This is a genomic window from Gilvimarinus sp. F26214L, from assembly GCF_054401055.1.
Map to the genome: position 1 here is coordinate 19,625 of NZ_JBTIYG010000002.1, position 20,654 is coordinate 40,278.

A 20,654-nucleotide genomic window follows, 5' to 3' on the forward strand; every position below is an offset into this window, starting at 1 on the left:
CCCCTCAGCCCCGCGAGAGCCTGTGGATAATTCGTCATCCTCACTCGACCCCACCCAAGAGCCCGCAGAGCGCACTGTTGGACAGCCCCTGGTGGACTCCGCGAAGATGTCTGCACGGGATGTCCGGGTGTTCTACAGCGACAAACAGGTGCTGTTCGACGTAAACCTGGATATCGGCCGCAACGAAGTGATTGCCATGATCGGCCCCTCCGGCTGCGGCAAATCCACTTTCCTGCGCTGCCTGAACCGAATGAATGACACCATCGAGTCGGCCCGGATTGAAGGCGACATCCGGCTGGATGGCCAGGACATCTACGACCCGAAGCTGGACGTGGTGCCCCTCCGGGCGCAGGTGGGCATGGTGTTCCAGAAGCCCAACCCCTTCCCGAAATCCATCTACGACAATGTTGCCTACGGCCCGCGCATTCACGGCCTGGTGGATCACCGCGCGGAACTGGATGAAGTGGTGGAGACCAGCCTCCAGCGAGCCGGTTTGTGGGATGAAGTGAAGGATAGGCTGCACCAGCCGGGGACCGGGCTTTCAGGCGGCCAGCAGCAGCGGCTGTGCATTGCCCGCACCATTGCGGTGAGCCCCGAAGTGATCCTGATGGATGAACCCTGTTCGGCCCTGGACCCCATTGCCACCGCCCGAATCGAAGAGTTGATCGCGGAGCTGAGCGAAAATTTCACCATCGCCATCGTCACCCACTCCATGCAGCAGGCGGCTCGTGTCTCGTCGCGGACGGCCTACTTTCACCTTGGCAAGCTCATTGAGGTGAATGATACGGAGATGGTTTTCACCAACCCGGAACACAAGCTGACCGAGGCCTATATCACAGGCCGTTTCGGTTAATACTTTTGCCTCATCAATAATTGCGCATTGCGGAGCCGGATCATGGATAAGCTCAGCCTCGACAAACACATTTCCCAGCAATTCAACTCCGATCTGGAGGGCCTGAAGACCCAGCTTCTGGAGATGGGCGGCCGGGTGGAAAATCAGATCAGCGATGCCATCCGCAGTATCGAAGAACTGGACAGTGGCCTCGCTCAGCGGGTGCTGGAGAACGAACCGGAAATCGACGAGCTCGAGGTCAGCATTGACGAGCAGTGCACCCTGGTGCTGGCCAAGCGCCAGCCGGCGGCTTCGGACCTGCGCATGGTACTGGCGGTTGCGAAAGCGGTACGGGATCTGGAGCGCATGGGAGATGAAGCCCAGAAGGTGGCCCACATGGCCATTGCCCTGTCCGAGCACGGCAAGGCCCCCGGCGGCTTCGTGGAACTGCGCCATATCGGATCGGGCGTTCTCACCATGCTGCGACATGCCCTGGATGCCTTTGCGCGCTATGACGCCGAGGCCGCTCTGGGGGTGGTGCGCGAGGATCAGGCGGTGGACCGGGACTACAAGACCGCCCTGCGCGAGCTCGTGACCTACATGATGGAGGACCCGCGCTCCATTTCCCGGGTCATGAACCTGCTCTGGGCCCTGCGCTCGCTGGAGCGCATCGGCGACCATGCCCGCAATCTGGCGGAGCACCTGATCTACCTGGTCAAGGGCAAGGATGTCCGGCACGCCACCCTTTCGGAGATGGAAGCCCAGGTGCGCAAACCCTGACCTTCGTCCACCTGTGAGCAGGTGAACGTAAGCACTTGCTCACCCTCAAGCGCCTGCTCACGGTGCAGCGGCGTCTTCTATTGGGCGCCGCCTTCCTGTTTTGCCGCTCTCTAGCCGACCAGCTTGGGCCCGAACAGATAAGGATGGGCGACCAGGAAGATGCCGTAGGCAACCAGCCCCGCCACGATCACCCGTGCATCCTTGCTGAAGGCAAGCTTGTCTTTCTGGAACTGGGCACCGCGCAGGTTCGCGGAAACCATGTCCAGCAGTGAATACACCAGGAAACTGCCAAACAGAAGCAGCGAAGCCTGGTCCCCGTTGGCCAGCAGGTGGGCGGTCGCCCAGGCGACCACACCCCAGAGCATGGGATGGCGGGTGAAGCGTTTGATGTTGGTGGGCATGTGAGCCGCGGGCAGCAGTATGAAGGCGATCAGCACCAGCAGCATGGCCGCGTGACGCCCCCAGGCCGGCGGAGCGTACACGTGGATGAATTCGGCCTGGGCCTTGCCGATAATGATGAGAATAAAGCCCACCAGGGCCACGGCCGTGAAGCCGAGCTTGTAACCCTTGAGCCCAAAACGTTGCACCAGGGACGCCCTGAGCGGGACGAAGGTGGGCAACGAGTGGATTGCGAAAAAGACGATCAGACCAACGATGAGTACGGCCATGGAGGCTCCCCAATGTGAAGGGCAGCCGGCCGGGAGGCGGCCGCCGGTTTCAGAGTTTGTTGTTGCGCGTCCCTGCGCACTTTTGTATCGGCGGGTCCCGTAATTCTTGGAAAATCCTCAAGGGAACGAGTTCCCCGGCGACAGGATGTTTCACCGGCCGCTCCGGCCAGCGTTTATCCCGGCATGTTTCCGCGCCCGCCAGCCATGGGCCGGCGCCCCACGACGCGTGCTGCCAGGCCTAGAAGAAAGCCTGAATGCCCGTCTGGCCGCGGCCCAGGATCAGGGCGTGAATGTCCTGAGTACCTTCATAGGTATTCACCACTTCCAGATTCACCATGTGGCGCATGACCGGATATTCGTCGGAAATTCCGTTACCGCCGTGCATGTCGCGGGCTTCGCGCGCCACGTTCAGAGCCTTGACGCAGCTGTTGCGCTTGAGCAGGGAGATGACTTCCGGCGCCAGCTTGCCCTCGTCTTTCATACGGGTCGCGCGCAGGCAGCCCTGCAGGCCCAGGCTGATTTCCGTCTGCATGACCGCCAGCTTCTTCTGGATGAGCTGGTTGGCGGCCAGGGGGCGGCCGAACTGCTTGCGGTCCATGGTGTATTCGCGGGCCGCGTGCCAGCAGGCCTCCGCCGCTCCCAGGGCGCCCCAGGAGATACCCAGGCGGGCACTGTTCAGGCAGCCAAATGGACCCTTCAGGCCTTCAACGCCCGGCAGCAGGTTCTCTTCCGGGACGAAGACGTTGTCCATCACGATTTCGCCGGTGATGGAGGCCCGCAGTGCCAGCTTGCCTTCGATCTTGGGGGCGGACAGGCCTTTCATGCCCTTGTCCAGGATGAAACCGCGGATGACATTGTCCTCGGTCTTGGCCCAGACCACGAACACATCGGCGATGGGGGAGTTGCTGATCCACATCTTGGCGCCGTTGAGCTGGTAGCCGCCCGCCACCTTCTTGGCACGCGTGACCATGCCACCGGGGTCCGAGCCGTGGTCCGGCTCAGTGAGACCGAAACAGCCGATGTATTCACCACTGGCCAGCTTGGGCAGGTACTTCTGCTTCTGCTCTTCGCTGCCGTAGTTATAGATGGGGAACATGACCAGACTGGACTGCACACTCATCATGGAGCGGTAGCCGGAATCGACCCGCTCCACTTCCCGCGCAATTAAGCCGTAGCTTACGTAGTTCACGCCGGGACAGCCGTAACCTTCGATGGGCGCGCCCAGCAGACCCAGCTCGCCCATCTCACGGAAGATGGCCGGGTCGGTGGTTTCGGTGCGGAAGGCATCCCGCACACGAGGCAGGAGTTTGGACTGACAATATTGATGAGCCGTGTCGCGGACCATGCGCTCTTCTTCCGTCAGCTGGTCGTCCAGCAGGAAGGGGTCTTCCCAGTTGAATTTCGCCCATTGAGTACCGGACATGCGGCTTACCTCCAAAAGATGCGTCAAAAAAATAGCGGGGCACTATAGCAAGAACCGCCAGTCAAGTCAGCGCCCCGGGCCCGCGCGGCCCGGACCTTTACCCGCGTTTACGATACTCGATGACCAGGCCCAGGGAGAGCATGAGAATGGCCACGCAGATCCAGTCCCAGGCGGTAGGCTGTTCGTTGAAGATGAGCATCCCCCAGATCACACCCGCGGCGATGGTAATGAAGTTGGACAGGGACACCACCACCGCGCCAGCCATGCGAATGATAGTGAAGTAGAGGTAAACCTCTGCCACGGCAAACACGATCATGGCGGCGATGGCCCAGTGCACCTGCCGCCAGGAGCTGAAGTCCGGGGTGAGCGGATCGGCGAACAGGAGGTATAAAGGCAGCATCATCACCAGTGCCGCCACCATCTGGCCCGCCCCCACCTGCCAGGTGTCCATTCCCTCGGGCCAGGCTCTGGCCACGTAGTTGTGGAAGATCCCGTAACTCAAGGGAACGATGAAGGCGAGGGCGACCCAACTGAAACCGGCGGAGGCGGTGCCGAAGGCCCGGGGCAGCAGGATCATGGCGGCCGCACCGGCGCCCACTGCGACGCCCAGCATCCGCTTGGGGCTGACCGGCTCGGTCTTCGCGGTCAGCGCCATTACCAGTGTGAACACGGGTGTGGTGGACACAATAAGCGTGAGCAGGCCCGCCGCCATGTGGCGTGCGACAAACAATTCCACAAAGATGGGGAGGACATAGCCGAGCAGGGCACAGCTGGCGTAAAACACCACCGGTGCCGGAGCAAACACCGGATAGCGGCCCCGGCTGAGGCCGATGAGGATGTAAACCAGACTCACCCCCAGGGTCGTGACCACGGTGATCAGCGGTGGCGGCAGGTCGGATTCGCTGGCGATCTTGATGAGGGAGAAATGCAGCCCCCAGAGCGAACCGAGAATAAAGACAAGAATGACCGGCAGCAGCCGGCGTGCGACCGGGCTCATGCCAGCGCCCGGGAGTCGGGCTTCCCCGAACTCCGTCCCTGCACAGTCACGGGGCACTTACCCCGCGAGAATGTGTTGCAGGGAGGCGAGCAGGCGCTCGATCTCGGCATCAGTCCCAACACTGATTCGCAAGTAGTCCTCGACTCGGGGCTGCCGGAAGTGGCGGACAATGATGCCATCCTCCCGCAGGCGCGCGGCCAGGTCCGCAGCACCCCACCCCGGGCGGCGAGTGAACACAAAGTTGGCCGCGGAGGGGATCACCTCAAAGCCCAGTTTCGTAAGGCCGGCCGACAGGGTTTCGCGGGTGGCGATCACCTTGGCGCAGGTGGTTTCGAAGTACTCCCGGTCTTCCATGGCGGCAATCGCGCCCGCCTGGGCGACTCTTCCGAGCGGATAGGAGTTGAAACTGTCCTTCACTCGCTCCAGACCTTCGATGAGCCCCGCGTCCCCCAACGCGAAACCGACCCGCAGCCCGGCGAGGGCCCGGGATTTGGACAGGGTCTGGATTACCAGCAGGTTCGGGTAGCGAGTTACCAGGGAAGCGGCGCTCTCCCCGCCGAAGTCGATGTAGGCTTCGTCGATCACCACAACGGACTGGCTGTTGGCTTGCAGCAGCGCTTCGATGTCGGACAGCGGCAACAGGCGACCTGTGGGAGCATTGGGGTTGGGCAGAATGACGCCACCGTTGGGCGAATGAAAATCGTCCACGGCTATTGAAAAGTCGTCCCTCAGTGGCACGGGGCGCGCCTCGATTTCGTACAACTTGCAGTACACCGGGTAAAAGCTGTAGCTGATATCGGGAAAGAGGAGCGGTTCCCGGTGCTTGAGCAGGGCCTTGAAGGTGTGCGCAAGAATTTCGTCGGAGCCATTCCCCACGAAAACCTGCTCCGGTTGCAAATCGTAGTAGCGGGCAATGGCCCGCTTCAACCCGTCGGAACCGGGGTCCGGATACAGGCGAAGCTCATCGCCCAAGGCGGCCTGCATGGCGGCGATGACAGCAGGCGAAGGGCCGTAGGGGCTCTCGTTGGTGTTGAGCTTGACGAGATTGCTCAGCTTCGGTTGTTCGCCCGGCACATAGGGCGTGAGCTGGTGAACGATGTCGCTCCAGTACTGGCTCATGACGGAATCTTCGATGGGGAAGGGGAACTGCCCAGTATGATTGGGCCGAACCCGTGAATCAAGGCGCGACAGAGCGGGACCGGAGCCTGGCTTTACTTACTCCGGAGCTTCTGCAATCCTTCTTCGGCAGATGCGTTGCCGCACATCCGGTGAGGCCCGCTCGGGCGACAGGTGGACTCATGGAATTCAAACGCTGTGTCTCCCTTTCCGAGGAGGAAAGGCGCCGCCTTTACGGCTGGGGGCACGACATCTTCCGTTCCGAGGGCCTGCACCTCATATGGCGCCCCAAGCAGGTCAGCCTTGTTCTCCATCAGCAAAACAGCCCTTTGAGTACTTGTGGCCTCATTCGCCAGAGCGTTCGCGTGGGCGAACGCACGCTGGAGGTCGGCGGCATTGGCGGTGTGGCAACGCCCCCGGATCTGCAGGGCTGGGGCTATGCAGGCAGGGTGTTAACCGAGGCCCTGCGCATCTTCAAAGAGGAATGGTCCCTCGACGCCGGTATGCTTTTTTGCAGGGAAGCCCTGGTGCCTTTTTACCAACGGCACGGCTGGCAGCGACTCGACGAAACCGTTGTGATTCTCCAGCCTCAGGGGATGATTCCGTGCCCCACTCAGGTCATGGTGTTTCCACTGCGTGGTGAATGGCCCCGCGGTAGCATCGCCGTGGACAGCCTCCCCTGGTAATGCCATTCCCCGTGATAGCGCTCCCAGCGGTCAGCCGCAAAAAAATATAAGCGCTCTATACCGCACTTTTTTCCGACACCGGCAAGCATGTTGCAATACTGATTCCGCAAGGGAATGCATCAACCTTGGGCGCGCTCCCGCCACGGCGGGTTAGCGAGACCAGGGAGCAGGAAACGCGGAATTTGGATACTGTAGTCATGAGTCGAAATCCGTTCGAGCCGCCAGGTTCCAAAGTCAGCGAGAAACGAGCGTCTCAACGCTATCAGTTTCTCTGGAAGGGCTACTTCATTTTCAGCCTCTATGTAGCCATTGCCACCTCGGTGTACGTTCCCACCATGCGCCAGCTCAGCTATATGGATGTGCTGGACTTCGGCGTCACCCTGGTCTCCGTACTCGGCATTTATGGGTTCACCTATGCGGTGCGCCTTTACAATGTGGTTTTCTGGCGCTACTTCTTTTATCTGGCCCTGTTCGAGGCTATTGCCTTTTGCTTCTTCCTGCCGCTGCTGGGCGTTCCCCGTTACGGGCGTGAATTTTATTTCGATGCCTTTTATCTGTTGGAGTTGGGCTACGTGGTGTTGCGGCTGTACGCCCTGAATCTGTACGCGTATAAGCGCCCCCAACTGTGGAAGAAGAAGGGCGAGAGCAGGTGATGTCCACGGGCGGAATTCGCACCACCAAAGGCAAACCCCTGGAGCTGAACCAATACAGTGGAGTATTGACGGCCAATCGGATGCCGATCAAATTACGCCCCTTTCGATTGTCGGACATTCACGATCTGGTCGCCGCCGCCAATCACCCGGAAATTAGCACCTACCTTCGCGATCAATTCCCGTACCCCTATTCGATGCGGGATGCCTACTGGTGGTTGACCAAGGGAATCAAGAGCGAGGCCGTGCATGCGGCCATCACTTACGATGGGATCTGCATCGGAGGCGTCAGCGTGGTGTTCGGCCAGGCCGAGGCGCAACTGAGCGGCGAAATAGGCTATTGGCTGGGACGGGACTTCTGGGGACGGGGAATCGCGACCCAGGCCGTAAGGCAAATGACCGAACAGGTCTTCGATACCACCGACCTGCTGCGCGTGCACGCCCAGGTCTTTTCACCCAACGTGGCCTCTCAGCAGGTGCTGCTCAAATGTGGCTATGAACTCGAAGGGGTACAGCGCAAAGCGGTGCTTAAAAACGGGCACGTGATGGACTTGTGCCAGTTCGCCAGGCTTCGACAATAAACAGCCGAATCTCAACGGGTGAGGCTTGCACCCGGTGCGACGTTCCGAATCGCGGCAACAACTTTCGAGCGGAGCCTTGTCCGGCAATCAGATCGTGTTACCGAACAGCCTCTTTCTCAGCCATGCTGTGAAAAACTATTCCCACCTGCGGCCTTATTGCGTCCGTGGCCGTGGCCCATGGTTTGACCATATTTCCAAACTCGCTTCATGCTCTACCAAAATGTTGGGTTACGGCTGCGCCTAACCCAACCTACGCGCACGAATGCTGATTAGCTGGAACGATGTGCGAAACCCAAATTTCGCACAATGGGAGTTTGGTGATGAAGGCCGGCGTTTCGAAACCCTCGCGTGAGGGACCACGCGAGGGAGCTCCAGGGATGGATTCACCGCGTTTTCGAAACGCCGGCCTTCATCGCCAAACGGATCAGAATCCCCGAACCAAGCCGATCAACCATCCTCCAACGGCCCGGCCAGCTCCACCACCCGGGCATAGTCCTCGGGGCTCATGTTCTTGGCGCGTTGGAGGAATTCTACCAGTGCCCACAGATCTTCGTCTGAATGACTCCGGCCGATGGCGGGCATGCCGGTGAAGTGAACGCCGTTTTGCAGAACCCAGAACGCCTCCGCCGGCGTTCGTTCGCGCATGATGTGGGTCAGCTCGGGGGGCGCGGGTTTCAAGCCGCGGCTGAGCGCGGTTGGCCGGGCACCGGGAGGAAGATGGCAACCCCGGCACATGGCTTCGAAATTTCTCGCGCCGCGAAACAGGAACGTACCTGCTTCCAGGTCGGGTGGAATGTCCACCTCGGGAGCGTGTCGCGCCAGAGCTTGTTCGTAGCCGGTGTGAAGCAACCAGTCGAGCAGTGGCGTGTTTGCGGTGGCCGCCGACACGGGAGCGCGCCCGCTGTAAATGATCAAGGCTATGGTCAAGGCGAGGAGCGCGATGGCACTGGCGAATCCGTATAGAAAGTATCTCACTTAGACACTCCATTGCCAGAGGAATAAAGACAAGCAATGGAGCATTGGCGGCGCACAATGGTTCCGGTCGGCGCAGGCCCGAGCCGCCTATCTCAAGCCGGGATCAGGGGCACACCATGCCCGTGGCGGAAACCCGTGTGGCTGCGGAGTTCTGGTACAGGTAATCCATGACGCTCTCCGCCCGCAGTTTCCAGAAGGGGTGGGAGTCCATGCCCAGGCTTTTCAGGGCGCGGGCCGTCCAGGAGTTGCAGGTGTTGAACAGGTGGTAACGACCACTGCCATCATAGAAACGACTGCCGTCGCGAAGGCTGTCGCCCAGGGAGGCGATCTCACCACTCTCTCGGCTGAAGCTACCCTGAACAAAGGCGACCAGGGTGGCCAGCTCCGCAGGGTCGAGGCAAAGTTTGACGGCGCCCGTCGCTTCCAGATAGGACTGCATGCGCTCGGGAAGCGAGCGGACACGCACGACTGTTGCAGTGGGCAACAGTGCCGCCTTGACCGCCAGCCCCCAACTTACTTGATCCGCCTGGTAGAAGTCCTTGTCGCCCCAGCCAAACTCCAGCGAATCGGCGCCGGGAAAGTGGGCGGTGAGTTCGAGAAGAGCGGGGCGGATGGATTGGGCGGGAACAATGATCCCGGTGTGCCAACCGTGGTTGACGACAAAGACCGGGTAATCGCCGCCGCCCTGAAAATCACCGGGTGCCGTCACAGCGGCGGGCCCGAAGGAGCAGGCACTGAGCAGGCCGGTACTCAGCACGACGGAAAGGCACCAGAAGTGCGTCGCTGTGGCGCCGGAGTGAACGAATCTGCGAAGGGTCTCGAATCTGAGTGCCTTGTCCATAAAGGGATCGGCCCCCACGAGCGTCAGCCTGCGTGCGGCAACTCCAGCTCTATTCCCGTGGACGCCGGCCCGCGATCAGCGGTGATACTCGCCCGCTCTTTCGGGCTGGTAGAGGACCTCGCCGATGCGCACCGTAATTACACCCCGGCGGCCCGGGCTGGGCCATTCGATTTCGTCGCCTTGTGACAGGCCAAGGAGTGCGCTCCCAACGGGGGCCAGAATGGAGATGGTTTTGCCACTGGCGTCCACGTCCTTTGGGTAGACCAGCGTCAGTTCAAACTCTTCGTCGGACGAGACTACGTTAAACCGGACGGTGGAGTTCATCGTCACCACCGTGGGGGGAACATCGCGCGGTTCCACCACGTCGGCCCGGGCCAGCTCGTCCTCAAGGGCCTGCTTGCCCGGAAAGGCATTACCCGGCAGAGAATCGAGCAGGTTCTCCAGGCGTTCCGCGTCCAGAGTGGAAATCGTGATGTTGGGTTTGTTTTTCATTGAGAGTCTCTTGGTCAACAAAGGGTGGCCTGCGGGCCGTCTGTTTTGGAGCCGAAAAACGCGAACCATAGCCCGGCGCGAAGAGTCTGGCAATGGCGGCTGAGGTCCCGTGGTGAGGCCTTTTGATATTGTGACCGCCCCAGTGCGCTCCTGCTCCTGTGAGGGGGTTCGAAAACAGCGCTCAGTCGGCGATTTCGTCGTAACCCCGGCCCAGGAACTGGACAAGGCAAAAGCCGTTGCCAAACGGGTCCGCCATCAAGGCGAGTTTACCCCAGGCCTGGACCGCAACGGGTTTCTCGAGCAGAGCACCGGAGCGGCGCGCCTTTTCAATCGCCTTGTGGATGTCCTTCACCACAAAGTCCAGATGGGTTGGAGTCCAGTGACGCTTGTATTGTCGTGTCTCTGTGCTGTGTTCGCAGACCGGAGTGCCGGCTTCCTTGGCAAGCAGGTAAACAGGCGCCGATCCGCCCAGCAGCTCCGCGCCGGCAGCTCCGAATCGGCGTCCCACGTGAAAGTCGAATGCCTCCTCGTAGAAGTGAATGGCCTTTTCCAGGTCATCCACATCAATGTTAACGAGAAAATCCATGTGGGCTCAGCCTTCCATCTTCGTAAGGAGCTTTCAAGCAAGTCTACACCCAGCCGTTCGGCCCGGCGCGATGGTTGGTGCCAGACAGTGGCCGGGCGTCCTGCCCCCTATCATGGCAAATCGATAGTTTACCTTCACTTTTGACTGCAAGCCCTTGTCATGCAACAAGTTCCCGCTTGCGAAGCAGCTCGTCCCCTATTCGCGCCAGTCATCTATTTATTCCACCTCGACCATTGCGCGGGCCTGAAGTGCTGCGGGATATTGTCGTCAAACTTTGAAGGAATTCACAAATCGCCAGGGGTCGGCGTTTCGCACACCTCTGGTTATCACAAAAGCAAGAGGAAGTGCGGTATGCGCAGCACGGCATTGATTCGATTGGGGCTTATCCTTGGAGGTGCCGGTGGAGACGCCGAAGACAGCCAGGACGGCTCCACCGGTGATGGCGGCGGCACGGGCGATGGCGCTCGAGGACTCGCGCCTGTCTTCGTGGGTGCCGAACCTCCCCAGCTTCACCTGCGGGGAATGGGTGGGCAACAAACCAGCGCTGTGACTTTTCAGCTGCTCGACCGCTCGGGTTTGCCGATCGCAAATGATGCGGTCACCTTCTCCCTCAGTCGAGATTCTGGCGGTGTCGCCTTGGAGCCGGACCGGGACGGGAACCCGACAAGCGAAACGGTCTATACGGATGATTCCGGAAATGCCATGGTTCATCTGGTAAGCGGCACCGTCCAGGGACCCATCCAGGTTATCGCCAAACACGACCGAACAGGTGGGGAGGGCCGCTCGCGAAATATCGTAATTTCTACTGGGCTTCCCGCCTCTGACCGCTTCAACATTTCACTTTCCGACTATGCACCTACGGGGGCGGCATACACGGACGGCATTCCTGTGGAAGTAACGATTCGGGGGGCTGACCAGTACGGCAATCCTGCTTTCGACGGTACGGAGGTCAGCTTTCGCTCTCTCGAATCCGGGATGATACCGCCGTCGTGCACATTGGAAGGGGGCGCCTGCACCGTGTCATGGACGAGCCTCAATGGAGACAACACACCATGGGACGGCCGGATTACTTTGCTCGCATTCACGAACGGAGCGGAATACTTCAAAGACGAAAACGACAACGGCATTTACGACCAAGGGGAGGACTTCACCGACCTGAGCGAGGCCTGGGCTGATTTCGATGAAAATGGCCAGTTTGATCCGGCCGTCGACGATTTTGTTGACTCCGAAAGCGCCGAACGCGGAATCCAAGGAGATTGGGATCCCGCCGAGAACCTCGGTCAAGTTTGGGATGGTCCGTGTTTGAAGAGCGGTGGATGCGCCGGGGCGTCGTCGGTGACGATCTGGGAAGAGGCAGTGATTGTCCTGTCCAGATCGCGAGACGATGCCGTCCTCTTCAAGTACACTGGCACCATTCCCAGGATCGAGAATTGTATTTCCCCTGGGCCGACCCGTGAAGTGCTGAACCCCGCACCCGGAACTACCATCAACCTGCAGGTGGACGACACCCTCCCTGAATTTTTTGTCGCGGACAGTACACCCCGTGCCGCCCTGCCGTGCCATATCCTTGGCAATTCACTCCCGGGTGGAACACGAATGACCTTCTCGGGCGAGAACGTGGAGATTCAAGGAAAATCTGAATGGGAGGTCCTCCCGAATACAAACAGCGCAACCGAAATCGGACCGGTGACATTGTTACCGGGGGAAAATACCGACCCGGGAACACTCAAACTGACCGTGGAAACGCCTGATGGCTTCACTACCGAGTTCAGTTGGCCGGTTACCAAGTAGACCCGAACCACAGCTTCAGTTCAAGGGCGTGGCGCTTCTCAAGCGCTCGCTCTTGACTCGGTTTACGTGGCGGCAGAAAGCACCCGCTCAATAAATTCCCACTTCCGGTCCCGGTATTCCTTCATTGACAATCCCGCCGCGGCCAGCTTTACCCGGTTGTACTCTTCCACCAGATCAGGGCTTGAATTCAAACGGTCACGGAAGGCGACAAACCCGAACTGACAGTGGTCACAGGCGAGTTGGATGCCGAATTCCACGTCGTCGAGCACTCCCTTGAAACTGGCGAATTGCGGAACATCTTCCATTCCAGTGTTGGTCTCGAACCGGTGTAGCATCGCAGCCACTGCCACATTGAACTGACTCTCGGGGACACACACGAGAATATCCACGTCCCCCTTGGTCAACGCACCAACGATTGAACTCGAACCGATTTCCTGAATGTTGGCGTTGGGAAGAAGCTGCAGAAGCTCTGAACGCAGGGATGCATACACTGCACTGGTTGCGGCTCGAATTTCCGCAGATGAAAACAGGCTCGGCATCGGAAGTCCTTTTCGAAGCAGTTGGGTGTGAAGAATGCCGCCCACCGGTTGCGACCACAACGGATTGTAGCAAACGCCGCAGACCTGCATTAACCCCCGGGCTTTTCTGGCACACCCCATGCAAATCTGCAGAGGTTTGCTGTGCTTTCATTGCCGAAGTGCGCTTGTGCGTGCGCAACTGGAACAGGACTCGAACATGAAGGGATTCTTGCCGGTCGTGACCCTGCTTGTGGGATTGGCGGCGGGCACGCCAGGATGGGCACAGGCAACCGACGGCGGACGGGATAGCAATCTGCTATTAGCTCTGGCGCAGATGGCGGGGATGCACGTGTGCGACCACATGCGCGATCGGTTTCGCAACCTGGAGACCGGCAGCCGGGAAGGGGAATCGGCAACAAGCGGGACGCTGTGGATGGAAGACTGTGCGGCCCACGTGGACGGTACCCGTCTGAGCATTGCCCTCGGCGGCCAGGGTTGGCGTTGGGTGTATCGGGTAAAGCAGCAGGCCGGAGCCGATTTCGAGCTGAGCCAGTATGCCACCTTCGCGGTCGATGTTCGGGTGGAGGGCAACCTTGATGCGGGCTATGACGAGGAGAACAGGATTTTTCACTTCTGGTTCAAACCTCTGGACGAACCGACCGTAAGCTTTCGGCCCATCGGTGATGTGGATGTTGATACCGAAGGGCTGTGGTCCTCGGTAGTGGGTGGCGCCGCCTCTTTGTTCTCTCGCTCACCGGATGACCGCGCTCGCGAGCAATTGCAGGCTGTCGGCAGGGAGAATCTAAAGGAGAAATTCAGCGAGGGCTTTACCGCCAGCCTGAACTTCTGCACCGGACGTCTCGATGTGGGCCTGGGGATCAACGGTGAGGACGCAGCGGAGCCGGACATGCAGGAGGAGAGCATCCAGGCGTACATGCACGAGGGTGGGCTCATCCTTGACGGGCCATACGACGTGGACCCCCGCCAGTTCGCGGTGAACATCGAGGGGGACGGCCCCATGCTGGCAGAGTTGATGTGCGTGAATGAAGCGGTGGCACTGGCCCGCGCGTTCGTGGAGCAGCAGCCCCTTCCCGAGGTCAGGGCATTGAATCGAGTTGAGACGAGGGGCAACGCCCGCTTCGGGGTGGACACCAGCTATGTGTCCTGCCCCGTCGTGCTCGCTCTTCGACCGCTACCCGGCGCCGGCGAAACCTCCTTCGGCTTTCAGTACCAGGTTCACACAGCGCCCCTCATGGAACCCCTGGAACAGTGCGAATAGGTGAACGATGGGAGGAGAGGAGAGGCATCGTCCACGGAGCTTCAGCGGTGCCGGGCATTGAGCGGTCGCCGATCACAGCCAGTTCTTCGGAGAACTCGGCGTCGAGTACCACAATCGTCAGGCCGTTTGGGTCTGCACCGTTCGTAGCGCGGACCACCAGAGTCATTCCCCCGAGTGTGAACCGCTCATCTTCCGGGGGGGTCCACCCCGTGTGCAAGGGGCCGGCGATCAGTCTGGAACTGGTAGCAGCTGCCAGACGAGCCGCTGAGACCTTCAGCCCCTTGTCGCTCGCGGTCAAAACAACGTGAGTGATTTGCGCGCCCCGAAGCCGGGCCGCCTGAATGCAGGCATTGATATCGGACGGCGGATTAATGGCTGCGGCCTGGACCCCGTCACCCACCACGTAGGAAGGGAAGTTGAGGTCCCCGGTCTGAATCTCGTCGATGAACATGATGCGTATCCTTCTGACTGGTTGAAGGGAAGCCGCGGCGCCTGTCGGTGCGCGGCAGACCGACACAGATCCGTCTGAGGCAGAGTAGGAGTGCTGGCGAAGAAGTTCAGGTTCCTGCACTCGTCCTGGAGCACGGGAGCAACCCGGATTACAAGAAGCGTGCCGGGTGCGTGCGCGCCAAGCGCGAGCCCAGGCGCCGCGGACACCGTTCGCCCAATGCCAGGCCGGGGCTCGCTGATTTGTAAATGTTGCGCAAGTTCTTGCAATTGAAGCGACAGATCGGTGCAACAGGGCCGCTGGAACACCGGATCATTCCCGGCGTCGTAACAGCAGCAGAATCTACCGAGGAGTAAGTGTCATGCGCCAAGAACTTGCCGCAGTGGAGAACCTGGTGAACAAGGCCGTGGAGTCTGGAGATTTCTCTTCACGCGAGGCGTGTGTTTCGGCGTTGATCAATTGGATGGTTCTCAACGACTACGTCAATCCTTCACGCCTGTGCAATCCTGAGAAGGTCTTCCACCCGGGGGAGGCGATAGAAGACCGCGGGGCCCGAGGCGTCAGTGAGCCGGAAGAAGCGCTCCTGCAGTACGAGATTTTGCGCGACCGGGACGCCTGACCCAGCCGCGCTTCAAACGTTTATTTCTGATAACGCAAACGCAAGGCATTGCTGACCACGGAAACTGAGCTGAAACTCATGGCGGCGGCGGCGATCATCGGGGAGAGCAGCAAGCCCACAAAAGGGTAAAGCACCCCGGCCGCAATGGGCACGCCGATGGAGTTGTAGAGGAAGGCAAAGCCGAGATTCTGGCGCATGTTCTTCACGGTTAGTTCCGAGAGGCGCAGCGCGTGGACAATGCCTTGCAGATCGCCTTTCACCAAAGTCAGCTGGGCGCTGCCGATGGCCACATCGGTGCCGGTGCCCATGGCGATACCCACGTCCGCTTTCGCGAGCGCCGGTGAATCGTTAATGCCGTCGCCGGCCATGGCAACCCGCAGCCCTTCTGCTTGCAGCTTTTCCACGAGCCGGAGCTTTGCATCCGGAGTCATGCTGCCGTGCACTTCATCGATGCCCAGTTCCCGACCCACCGCCCGGGCGGTTATTTCGCCGTCTCCGGTGGCCATCACGATCCGTGCACCACGTTTGCGTAAATCCTGGAGCGCTTTGAACGTGGATGGCTTGATGGGATCCGCCACCGCAAGTATGCCCGCGAATTGCCCATCCACTCCCAGGTAGATCACACTGGCGCCTCGCGCGCGAAGCGTGTCTCCCTCTTCGGTCAGGGAATCGGGCGCGATGCGGTGGCGCTGCATCAGTGTCGTATTGCCCAGCACAATCTGTTTTCCACCCACCGTACCGGTCACGCCAACGCCACTGGCCGAATCGAAATCCTCCGCCGGTTCAAGTGCGATGCCCTGTTCACGGGCGGCGTCCACGATGGCGCGCGCCAAGGGATGCTCGCTGCCCTGATCCAGGCTGGCGGCCATACGGAGCACGTCGGTCTCATTGAATCCGTTCGCGGCAACCGTTGAATCAAACCGTGGCTTGCCTTCGGTCAGCGTTCCGGTCTTGTCTACCATGATCGCGTCCACTTTGCGCAGGGCTTCTATGGCGCTGGCATCGCGGAACAGGACTCCCTGGGACGCCGCCTTGCCGGTGGCCACCATGATGGACATGGGAGTGGCTAGGCCCAGGGCGCAGGGGCAGGCGATAATCAGCACGGCCACCGCGTTGATCAGACCAAACGCCCAACTTGGTGACGGTCCCCAGATTCCCCAGGCGAAAAACGTCAGTACTGCGATAACCGCGACGATCACCACGAAATATCCGGATACCACGTCCGCCATGCGCTGCATGGGCGCGCGGGAGCGCTGTGCCTGGGCCACCAGATTGACGATCTGGGAGAGCGTGGTTTCCTGGCCCACCCGTTCGGATCGAATAATCAGACTGCCGCTGGTGTTCTGGGTCGCCCCAATAACCTTGTCGCCATTTTTTTTGCTGACCGGGAGAGGTTCGCCCGTGAGCATGGATTCATCCACGGCGCTACCCCCGTCTTCCACCACGCCGTCCACAGGGATCTTCTCGCCGGGGCGCACTCGCAGGCGGTCGCCCACCTGCACCTGCTCCAGTTCCACATCTTCCTCACTGCCGTCGGCATTGATTCGGCGGGCCGTTTTGGGAGCCAGTTGAAGCAGGGCTTTGATGGCGGTAGAGGTTTTGGCGCGGGCTTTGAGCTCGAACATCTGGCCCATAAGGGTGAGGGAGATGATGGCCGCTGCCGCCTCAAAGTACACCCCCACTTCTCCGTTCATGGCGAAGGACTGAGGGAACACCCCCGGCGCCACAGTGGCAACCACACTGTAAATGTAGGCGGCGCCCGTACCCAGCATGATAAGCGTCCACATATTGGGACTGCGATTGACAATGGACTGGAAGCCGCGGACGTAAAACGGAAACCCGGCCCACAGCACCACAGGGGTGGTGAGCACCAGCTCGATCCAGACGCGGACGCCACCACTGATCGGCAGATAGCCGTGGCCGAGCATGGCGAGCGCAACCACCGCCACTGTGAGCGGCAGACTCCACCAGAAGCGGCGCCGAAAATCGGTAAGCTCAGGGTCCTCCCTGTCCTCCAAGCTCGGTGCCTCCGCCTCCAGGGCCATGCCGCATTTGGGGCAGGTTCCCGGGCCGAGCTGCCGCACCTCTGGGTGCATGGGGCAGGTGTACCAGGCGTTTTCATTGCCGGGCTCGGGCTCGCCGTTCAGGTATTTGTCGGGATCGGCGGCGAACTTGTCCTTGCAGGTGGCGCTGCAAAAATAGAAGTCCTCGCCGTGGTGTTCATAGTGGTGGGGTGATTCGACAGTGACACTCATGCCGCAGACCGGATCTTTCAGTTCCGTCGGAGCGTGCTGGTTGTGGTCATGCGCGCAGCTGGAGGTCTCTTTGTGATCCATATGGCCATACTCCGTGAGCGACCGCAGTGAAGGCGGCGTTATCTCCAAACCCCATTGTCTGGAGCTGTATCCATAATTGACAACCGTGGGTCACCCCACGGTGAATCTCTTTTGTGCCTAAGGAGCCCGCTTCAAAACCAGGTACGGAGCCCCACCAGCCACTGGGTCGTGGCAGACCTCTCCCCGTCGGCCCGCGCGAAGTCGGCGCTATCCCCGAACAGGCGGCTGCGACTGACACCGATGTAGGGCGCGAACTCTCGGCGGATCTCATAACGCAGCCGCAAACCGGCTTCCATCTCACTCAGACCACTGCCTACGCCCATGTCCGCATCATCCTTGCCGTAGACGTTGACTTCGAGCTCGGGGCTGAGAATCAAGCGCTGGGTCAGCAGGAGATCGTATTCCGCTTCCAGGCGCAGCGCGGTGCGCCCGGCCCCGCCCACAAACAAGGTTGCGTCCACTTCGAAAAAGTAAGGTGCCAACCCCTTGAGACCGACCACTCCCCAACTCCGCCCGGGCCCCGGTTCGAAGTCGTGGCGCAGACCCGCTTGCAAATCCCAATATGAAGCGATCCCCCGGCTGAAGAGGGCCTGTATCTCCGCCTCTTCGGTGCCGTGAGGTCCATCCTCCACCTCGGCCGAGAGCCAGAATTTATCGAGTTCCTTCCCGATCCAGGCCTCGCCTTCCAATACGCGGCTCTCCTCGGAGCCGCTCTGGCGATGTTCCAGCTGGTCTATCATGACGGAAGTGACCCAAGGCTCTCCATCCATCGCCAGGGCAAGTTGACTGAGCGCCACCAGCATCACCGTTAAGCCGTACTGTTTGGCATTCATGTTGTCGCCTCCCCGGGAAGAACTCGCACCTCGCGCATCATGCCGTGCATGTGGTACATCAGATGGCAGTGGAACGCCCAGCGACCCGGCGCATCAGCGGTCACCAGGTAGCTGATGCTCGAGCCGGGCTGAACCAGAACCGTGTGCTTGCGGGGGATATGGCCGGGATCACCGGTTTCCAGCTCGCTCCAGAGTCCGTGCAAATGGATGGGGTGGACCATCATGGTGTCGTTTACCAGATGGATGCGTACCCGCTCTCCATAACTCAGCTCGATGGGTTCGGCCCGTTCGAAGGGAACGCCGTCGATTGACCAGAGATAGCGTTCCATATTGCCGGTGAGGTGCAGCTGGATTTCCCGGCCCGGCTGCCGCCGGTCGCGAGTGGGGTGAAGCCCGCGCAGGTCGCTGTAGCGGAGCACCCGTCGGCCCAGCGCGTGGTGTTCGCGCAGCCCGATCCCCGGATCGTCCACCCCGTTCGGGGCCGACTCGGCGCGCATGTCCACCTGCGCGCCGAACTCCTCACTGCTGTGTTTGAGCTCCGCCACGCTCCCGAAACCGGCCAGGCCGAGATGGCTTGCGACCGGCGCAGAGGAGCCGTGACCCCGGTGACTTTTTGCGGGTTCAGCGTGGCTGCTGTGATGAGCGTTCTCCTTGTGCATGTCATGGGTTCCGTGCGACTGCGTCTGGGCTCCCCCATGCTGATGATGCTCTGTCTGGGCATGTCCGGTGTGGTCTCCCATGGGCTTGTGCTCCCCGGCGACCTGATCAGCGCGAGAGCGGGACGCCTGATGCCCCTGGTGATTGCCCGCGGTTCCGTGATCCATTCCCATATCCCGGTGGCCCAGGGTGGGCGGCGGGTCCATCGGCGGAATCTCGCCAAGCAGGTCCGCACTGCTGCCGAGGGTGCCCCGGGCAAAACCGCTGCGGTCCATGCTCTGGGCGAAAATGGTGTAGGCGCCTTCCCGCTCCGGCTCGACAATCACGTCGTAGGTTTCGGCGGGGCCGATGCGAAACTCGTCCACGTCCACCGGCTGAACATGCTGTCCGTCCGCAGCCACCACGGTCATCTTCAATCCCGGGATCCGGATGTCGAACAGGGTCATGGCCGCCGCATTGATCACCCGCAGCCGCACTCTTTCACCGGGTGTGAACAAACCCTGCCAACCCTGGCCCGGGGCGACACCGTTCATGAGGTAGGTGTAGGTGTAGCCGGTCACGTCGGCCAGGTCCGTGTCGCTCATGCGCATGCGGTTCCACATGGCCCGGTCTCGCCAGGTTTGCAGCAAACCCTTGTCTTTTACATCGGCCGCCAGATCACCCACGGTTCGAGCGCGAAAATTGTAGTAGTGGCTCTCCTTCTTGAGCTTGGCGAAGATGGCTTCCGGCGCTTCGTCACTCCAGTCGGACAGCACCACCAGATGCTCCCGGTCAAAGTGGAAGGGCTCGGGCTCTGCGGGATCAATGATGATGGGCCCGTACAGGCCGGTCTGCTCCTGGAACCCGGAATGGCTGTGGTACCAGTAGGTGCCGTTTTGCTGGAGTGTGAACTCATAGGTGAAGCTCTTTCCCGGGGCAATGCCATCGAAACTCAGCCCCGGCACCCCGTCCATATGGCTGGGGAGAATCAGGCCGTGCCAATGGATGGAGCTGGTGCTGTCCAGGTCATTGCGCACCTGAATGCGGACCCGGTCCCCCTCGCGCCAGCGCAGCAGCGGCGCTGGGAGGCTGTTATTAATGGTGGTGGCCAGTCGTTCCCGGCCGGTGATGTTGACGGTTTGCTGACCGATGCGCAGCTGCGGTTCGGTATTAACCGCAGGCGCAAGGCCCGCGCTGGGCAGGCTGGCCCAGGCTGCCCGGGCGAAAGGCAGGGCGGACAGGGCAAGAGTTCCGGCACCCAGCACAAAGCGGCGCCGGGACCGGTCGATGGAATTGTTTTTCATGGTGGTAATCTCTTTCGCGCGGCAACGACCGCTTTTCCCAAAACTAGGCGTTTACAGAGGGGTCACCCGCCGGCTGGAAGCCAAATCGCGGGCGCACTGACCCTGTTCAGGCGGAAATGGGAGGACGAAGGAGATTTTTGGGAGAGGCGTTAGGGAGCCGGTCGCTGGGCGCAAGGACGCGCCATCGACTCCAGATCGCGGGGTCGACCGAAGCTTCAGAGAGCAATGAGGAAGAACAATTATGGCTGCAGTCACAATCCTGA

21 protein-coding genes are annotated in these 20,654 nt (G+C 60.7%); 8 read left to right on the plus strand and 13 right to left on the minus strand.

Annotated elements, in window-relative coordinates:
- The first annotated feature begins 106 nt into the window (after positions 1 to 106).
- Together pstB and phoU are read left to right on the plus strand one after the other, a co-directional pair.
- The gene (gene pstB / locus ACURWW_RS02315; RefSeq protein ID WP_445615730.1) at positions 107 to 853 is read left to right on the plus strand and encodes a phosphate ABC transporter ATP-binding protein PstB; all 747 of its coding nucleotides are present in this window, start codon (positions 107 to 109) and stop codon (positions 851 to 853) included.
- Between the two features lie 42 nt (positions 854 to 895).
- Positions 896 to 1,612: a phosphate signaling complex protein PhoU gene (gene phoU, locus ACURWW_RS02320; RefSeq protein ID WP_445615407.1), complete on the plus strand. Its 717-nt coding sequence runs from the start codon at positions 896 to 898 to the stop codon at positions 1,610 to 1,612.
- 110 nt (positions 1,613 to 1,722) lie between these two features.
- Here the strand turns inward: phoU and ACURWW_RS02325 are convergent, their stop codons facing one another.
- The 4 genes from ACURWW_RS02325 to hisC form a co-directional block, all read right to left on the minus strand.
- Positions 1,723 to 2,280 (minus strand): NnrU family protein, encoded by a 558-nt coding sequence (locus tag ACURWW_RS02325; RefSeq protein WP_445615408.1) that lies wholly within the window; start codon positions 2,278 to 2,280, stop codon positions 1,723 to 1,725.
- A 238-nt stretch (positions 2,281 to 2,518) separates the two neighbouring features.
- Positions 2,519 to 3,703 (minus strand): acyl-CoA dehydrogenase, encoded by a 1,185-nt coding sequence (locus ACURWW_RS02330; RefSeq protein WP_445615409.1) that lies wholly within the window; start codon positions 3,701 to 3,703, stop codon positions 2,519 to 2,521.
- Between the two features lie 97 nt (positions 3,704 to 3,800).
- Positions 3,801 to 4,700 carry a DMT family transporter gene (locus ACURWW_RS02335; protein ID WP_445615410.1) on the minus strand — a complete coding sequence of 300 codons (900 nt, stop codon included), beginning with the start codon at positions 4,698 to 4,700 and terminating at the stop codon, positions 3,801 to 3,803.
- 57 nt (positions 4,701 to 4,757) lie between these two features.
- Positions 4,758 to 5,819, minus strand: a complete 1,062-nt coding sequence (gene hisC / locus ACURWW_RS02340; protein ID WP_445615411.1) for a histidinol-phosphate transaminase — start codon at positions 5,817 to 5,819, stop codon at positions 4,758 to 4,760.
- Between the two features lie 179 nt (positions 5,820 to 5,998).
- Between hisC and ACURWW_RS02345 the strand changes: the two genes are divergently transcribed.
- From ACURWW_RS02345 to ACURWW_RS02355, 3 genes are all read left to right on the plus strand, one after another.
- Positions 5,999 to 6,502 (plus strand): GNAT family N-acetyltransferase, encoded by a 504-nt coding sequence (locus tag ACURWW_RS02345; RefSeq protein WP_445615412.1) that lies wholly within the window; start codon positions 5,999 to 6,001, stop codon positions 6,500 to 6,502.
- Between the two features lie 197 nt (positions 6,503 to 6,699).
- A complete protein-coding gene (locus ACURWW_RS02350) occupies positions 6,700 to 7,155 on the plus strand; it encodes a hypothetical protein (RefSeq protein WP_445615413.1) in 456 nt (151 codons plus the stop codon).
- Entirely contained in the window at positions 7,128 to 7,733 is a 606-nt protein-coding gene (locus ACURWW_RS02355) for a GNAT family N-acetyltransferase (RefSeq protein WP_445615414.1), read from the plus strand. The genes ACURWW_RS02350 and ACURWW_RS02355 overlap by 28 nt, the downstream gene beginning before the upstream one ends.
- A gap of 447 nt (positions 7,734 to 8,180) precedes the next feature.
- Here ACURWW_RS02355 and ACURWW_RS02360 read toward each other — a convergent pair whose 3' ends face one another.
- The 4 genes from ACURWW_RS02360 to ACURWW_RS02375 form a co-directional block, all read right to left on the minus strand.
- Positions 8,181 to 8,708 (minus strand): c-type cytochrome, encoded by a 528-nt coding sequence (locus tag ACURWW_RS02360; RefSeq protein WP_445615415.1) that lies wholly within the window; start codon positions 8,706 to 8,708, stop codon positions 8,181 to 8,183.
- Positions 8,709 to 8,811: 103 nt separating this feature from the next.
- Entirely contained in the window at positions 8,812 to 9,549 is a 738-nt protein-coding gene (locus ACURWW_RS02365) for a DUF2459 domain-containing protein (RefSeq protein ID WP_445615416.1), read from the minus strand.
- Between the two features lie 75 nt (positions 9,550 to 9,624).
- Positions 9,625 to 10,041, minus strand: coding sequence for a nucleoside diphosphate kinase regulator (gene rnk, locus ACURWW_RS02370; protein WP_445615417.1), 417 nt, complete (start codon positions 10,039 to 10,041; stop codon positions 9,625 to 9,627).
- Between the two features lie 181 nt (positions 10,042 to 10,222).
- Positions 10,223 to 10,627, minus strand: a complete 405-nt coding sequence (locus ACURWW_RS02375; RefSeq protein ID WP_445615418.1) for a VOC family protein — start codon at positions 10,625 to 10,627, stop codon at positions 10,223 to 10,225.
- A 351-nt stretch (positions 10,628 to 10,978) separates the two neighbouring features.
- On the opposite strand from ACURWW_RS02375, the gene ACURWW_RS02380 reads away from it, so the two are divergent.
- Positions 10,979 to 12,418 carry a hypothetical protein gene (locus ACURWW_RS02380; protein ID WP_445615419.1) on the plus strand — a complete coding sequence of 480 codons (1,440 nt, stop codon included), beginning with the start codon at positions 10,979 to 10,981 and terminating at the stop codon, positions 12,416 to 12,418.
- A 62-nt stretch (positions 12,419 to 12,480) separates the two neighbouring features.
- On the opposite strand, the gene ACURWW_RS02385 is transcribed toward ACURWW_RS02380, so the two are convergent.
- Positions 12,481 to 12,957, minus strand: coding sequence for a GrpB family protein (locus tag ACURWW_RS02385; protein ID WP_445615420.1), 477 nt, complete (start codon positions 12,955 to 12,957; stop codon positions 12,481 to 12,483).
- 196 nt (positions 12,958 to 13,153) lie between these two features.
- Here ACURWW_RS02385 and ACURWW_RS02390 point away from each other — a divergent pair, with 196 nt between their 5' ends.
- Complete coding sequence (locus tag ACURWW_RS02390; protein ID WP_445615421.1) at positions 13,154 to 14,215, plus strand: hypothetical protein; 1,062 nt, start codon at positions 13,154 to 13,156, stop codon at positions 14,213 to 14,215.
- On the opposite strand, the gene ACURWW_RS02395 is transcribed toward ACURWW_RS02390, so the two are convergent.
- Positions 14,187 to 14,666, minus strand: coding sequence for a hypothetical protein (locus ACURWW_RS02395; protein ID WP_445615422.1), 480 nt, complete (start codon positions 14,664 to 14,666; stop codon positions 14,187 to 14,189). The two genes, ACURWW_RS02390 and ACURWW_RS02395, sit on opposite strands and share 29 nt — an antisense overlap.
- Positions 14,667 to 15,024: 358 nt before the next feature.
- Here ACURWW_RS02395 and ACURWW_RS02400 point away from each other — a divergent pair, with 358 nt between their 5' ends.
- Positions 15,025 to 15,282 (plus strand): hypothetical protein, encoded by a 258-nt coding sequence (locus ACURWW_RS02400; RefSeq protein ID WP_445615423.1) that lies wholly within the window; start codon positions 15,025 to 15,027, stop codon positions 15,280 to 15,282.
- Positions 15,283 to 15,302: 20 nt separating this feature from the next.
- On the opposite strand, the gene ACURWW_RS02405 is transcribed toward ACURWW_RS02400, so the two are convergent.
- The 3 genes from ACURWW_RS02405 to ACURWW_RS02415 form a co-directional block, all read right to left on the minus strand.
- Positions 15,303 to 17,618 (minus strand): heavy metal translocating P-type ATPase, encoded by a 2,316-nt coding sequence (locus ACURWW_RS02405; RefSeq protein ID WP_445615424.1) that lies wholly within the window; start codon positions 17,616 to 17,618, stop codon positions 15,303 to 15,305.
- Positions 17,619 to 17,749: 131 nt separating this feature from the next.
- On the minus strand, positions 17,750 to 18,451 hold the full coding sequence (locus tag ACURWW_RS02410) for a copper resistance protein B (protein ID WP_445615425.1): 702 nt from the start codon (positions 18,449 to 18,451) through the stop codon (positions 17,750 to 17,752).
- Complete coding sequence (locus ACURWW_RS02415) at positions 18,448 to 20,391, minus strand: copper resistance system multicopper oxidase (protein ID WP_445615426.1); 1,944 nt, start codon at positions 20,389 to 20,391, stop codon at positions 18,448 to 18,450. Before ACURWW_RS02415 ends, ACURWW_RS02410 begins: the two co-directional genes overlap by 4 nt.
- Positions 20,392 to 20,654 lie beyond the last annotated feature (263 nt).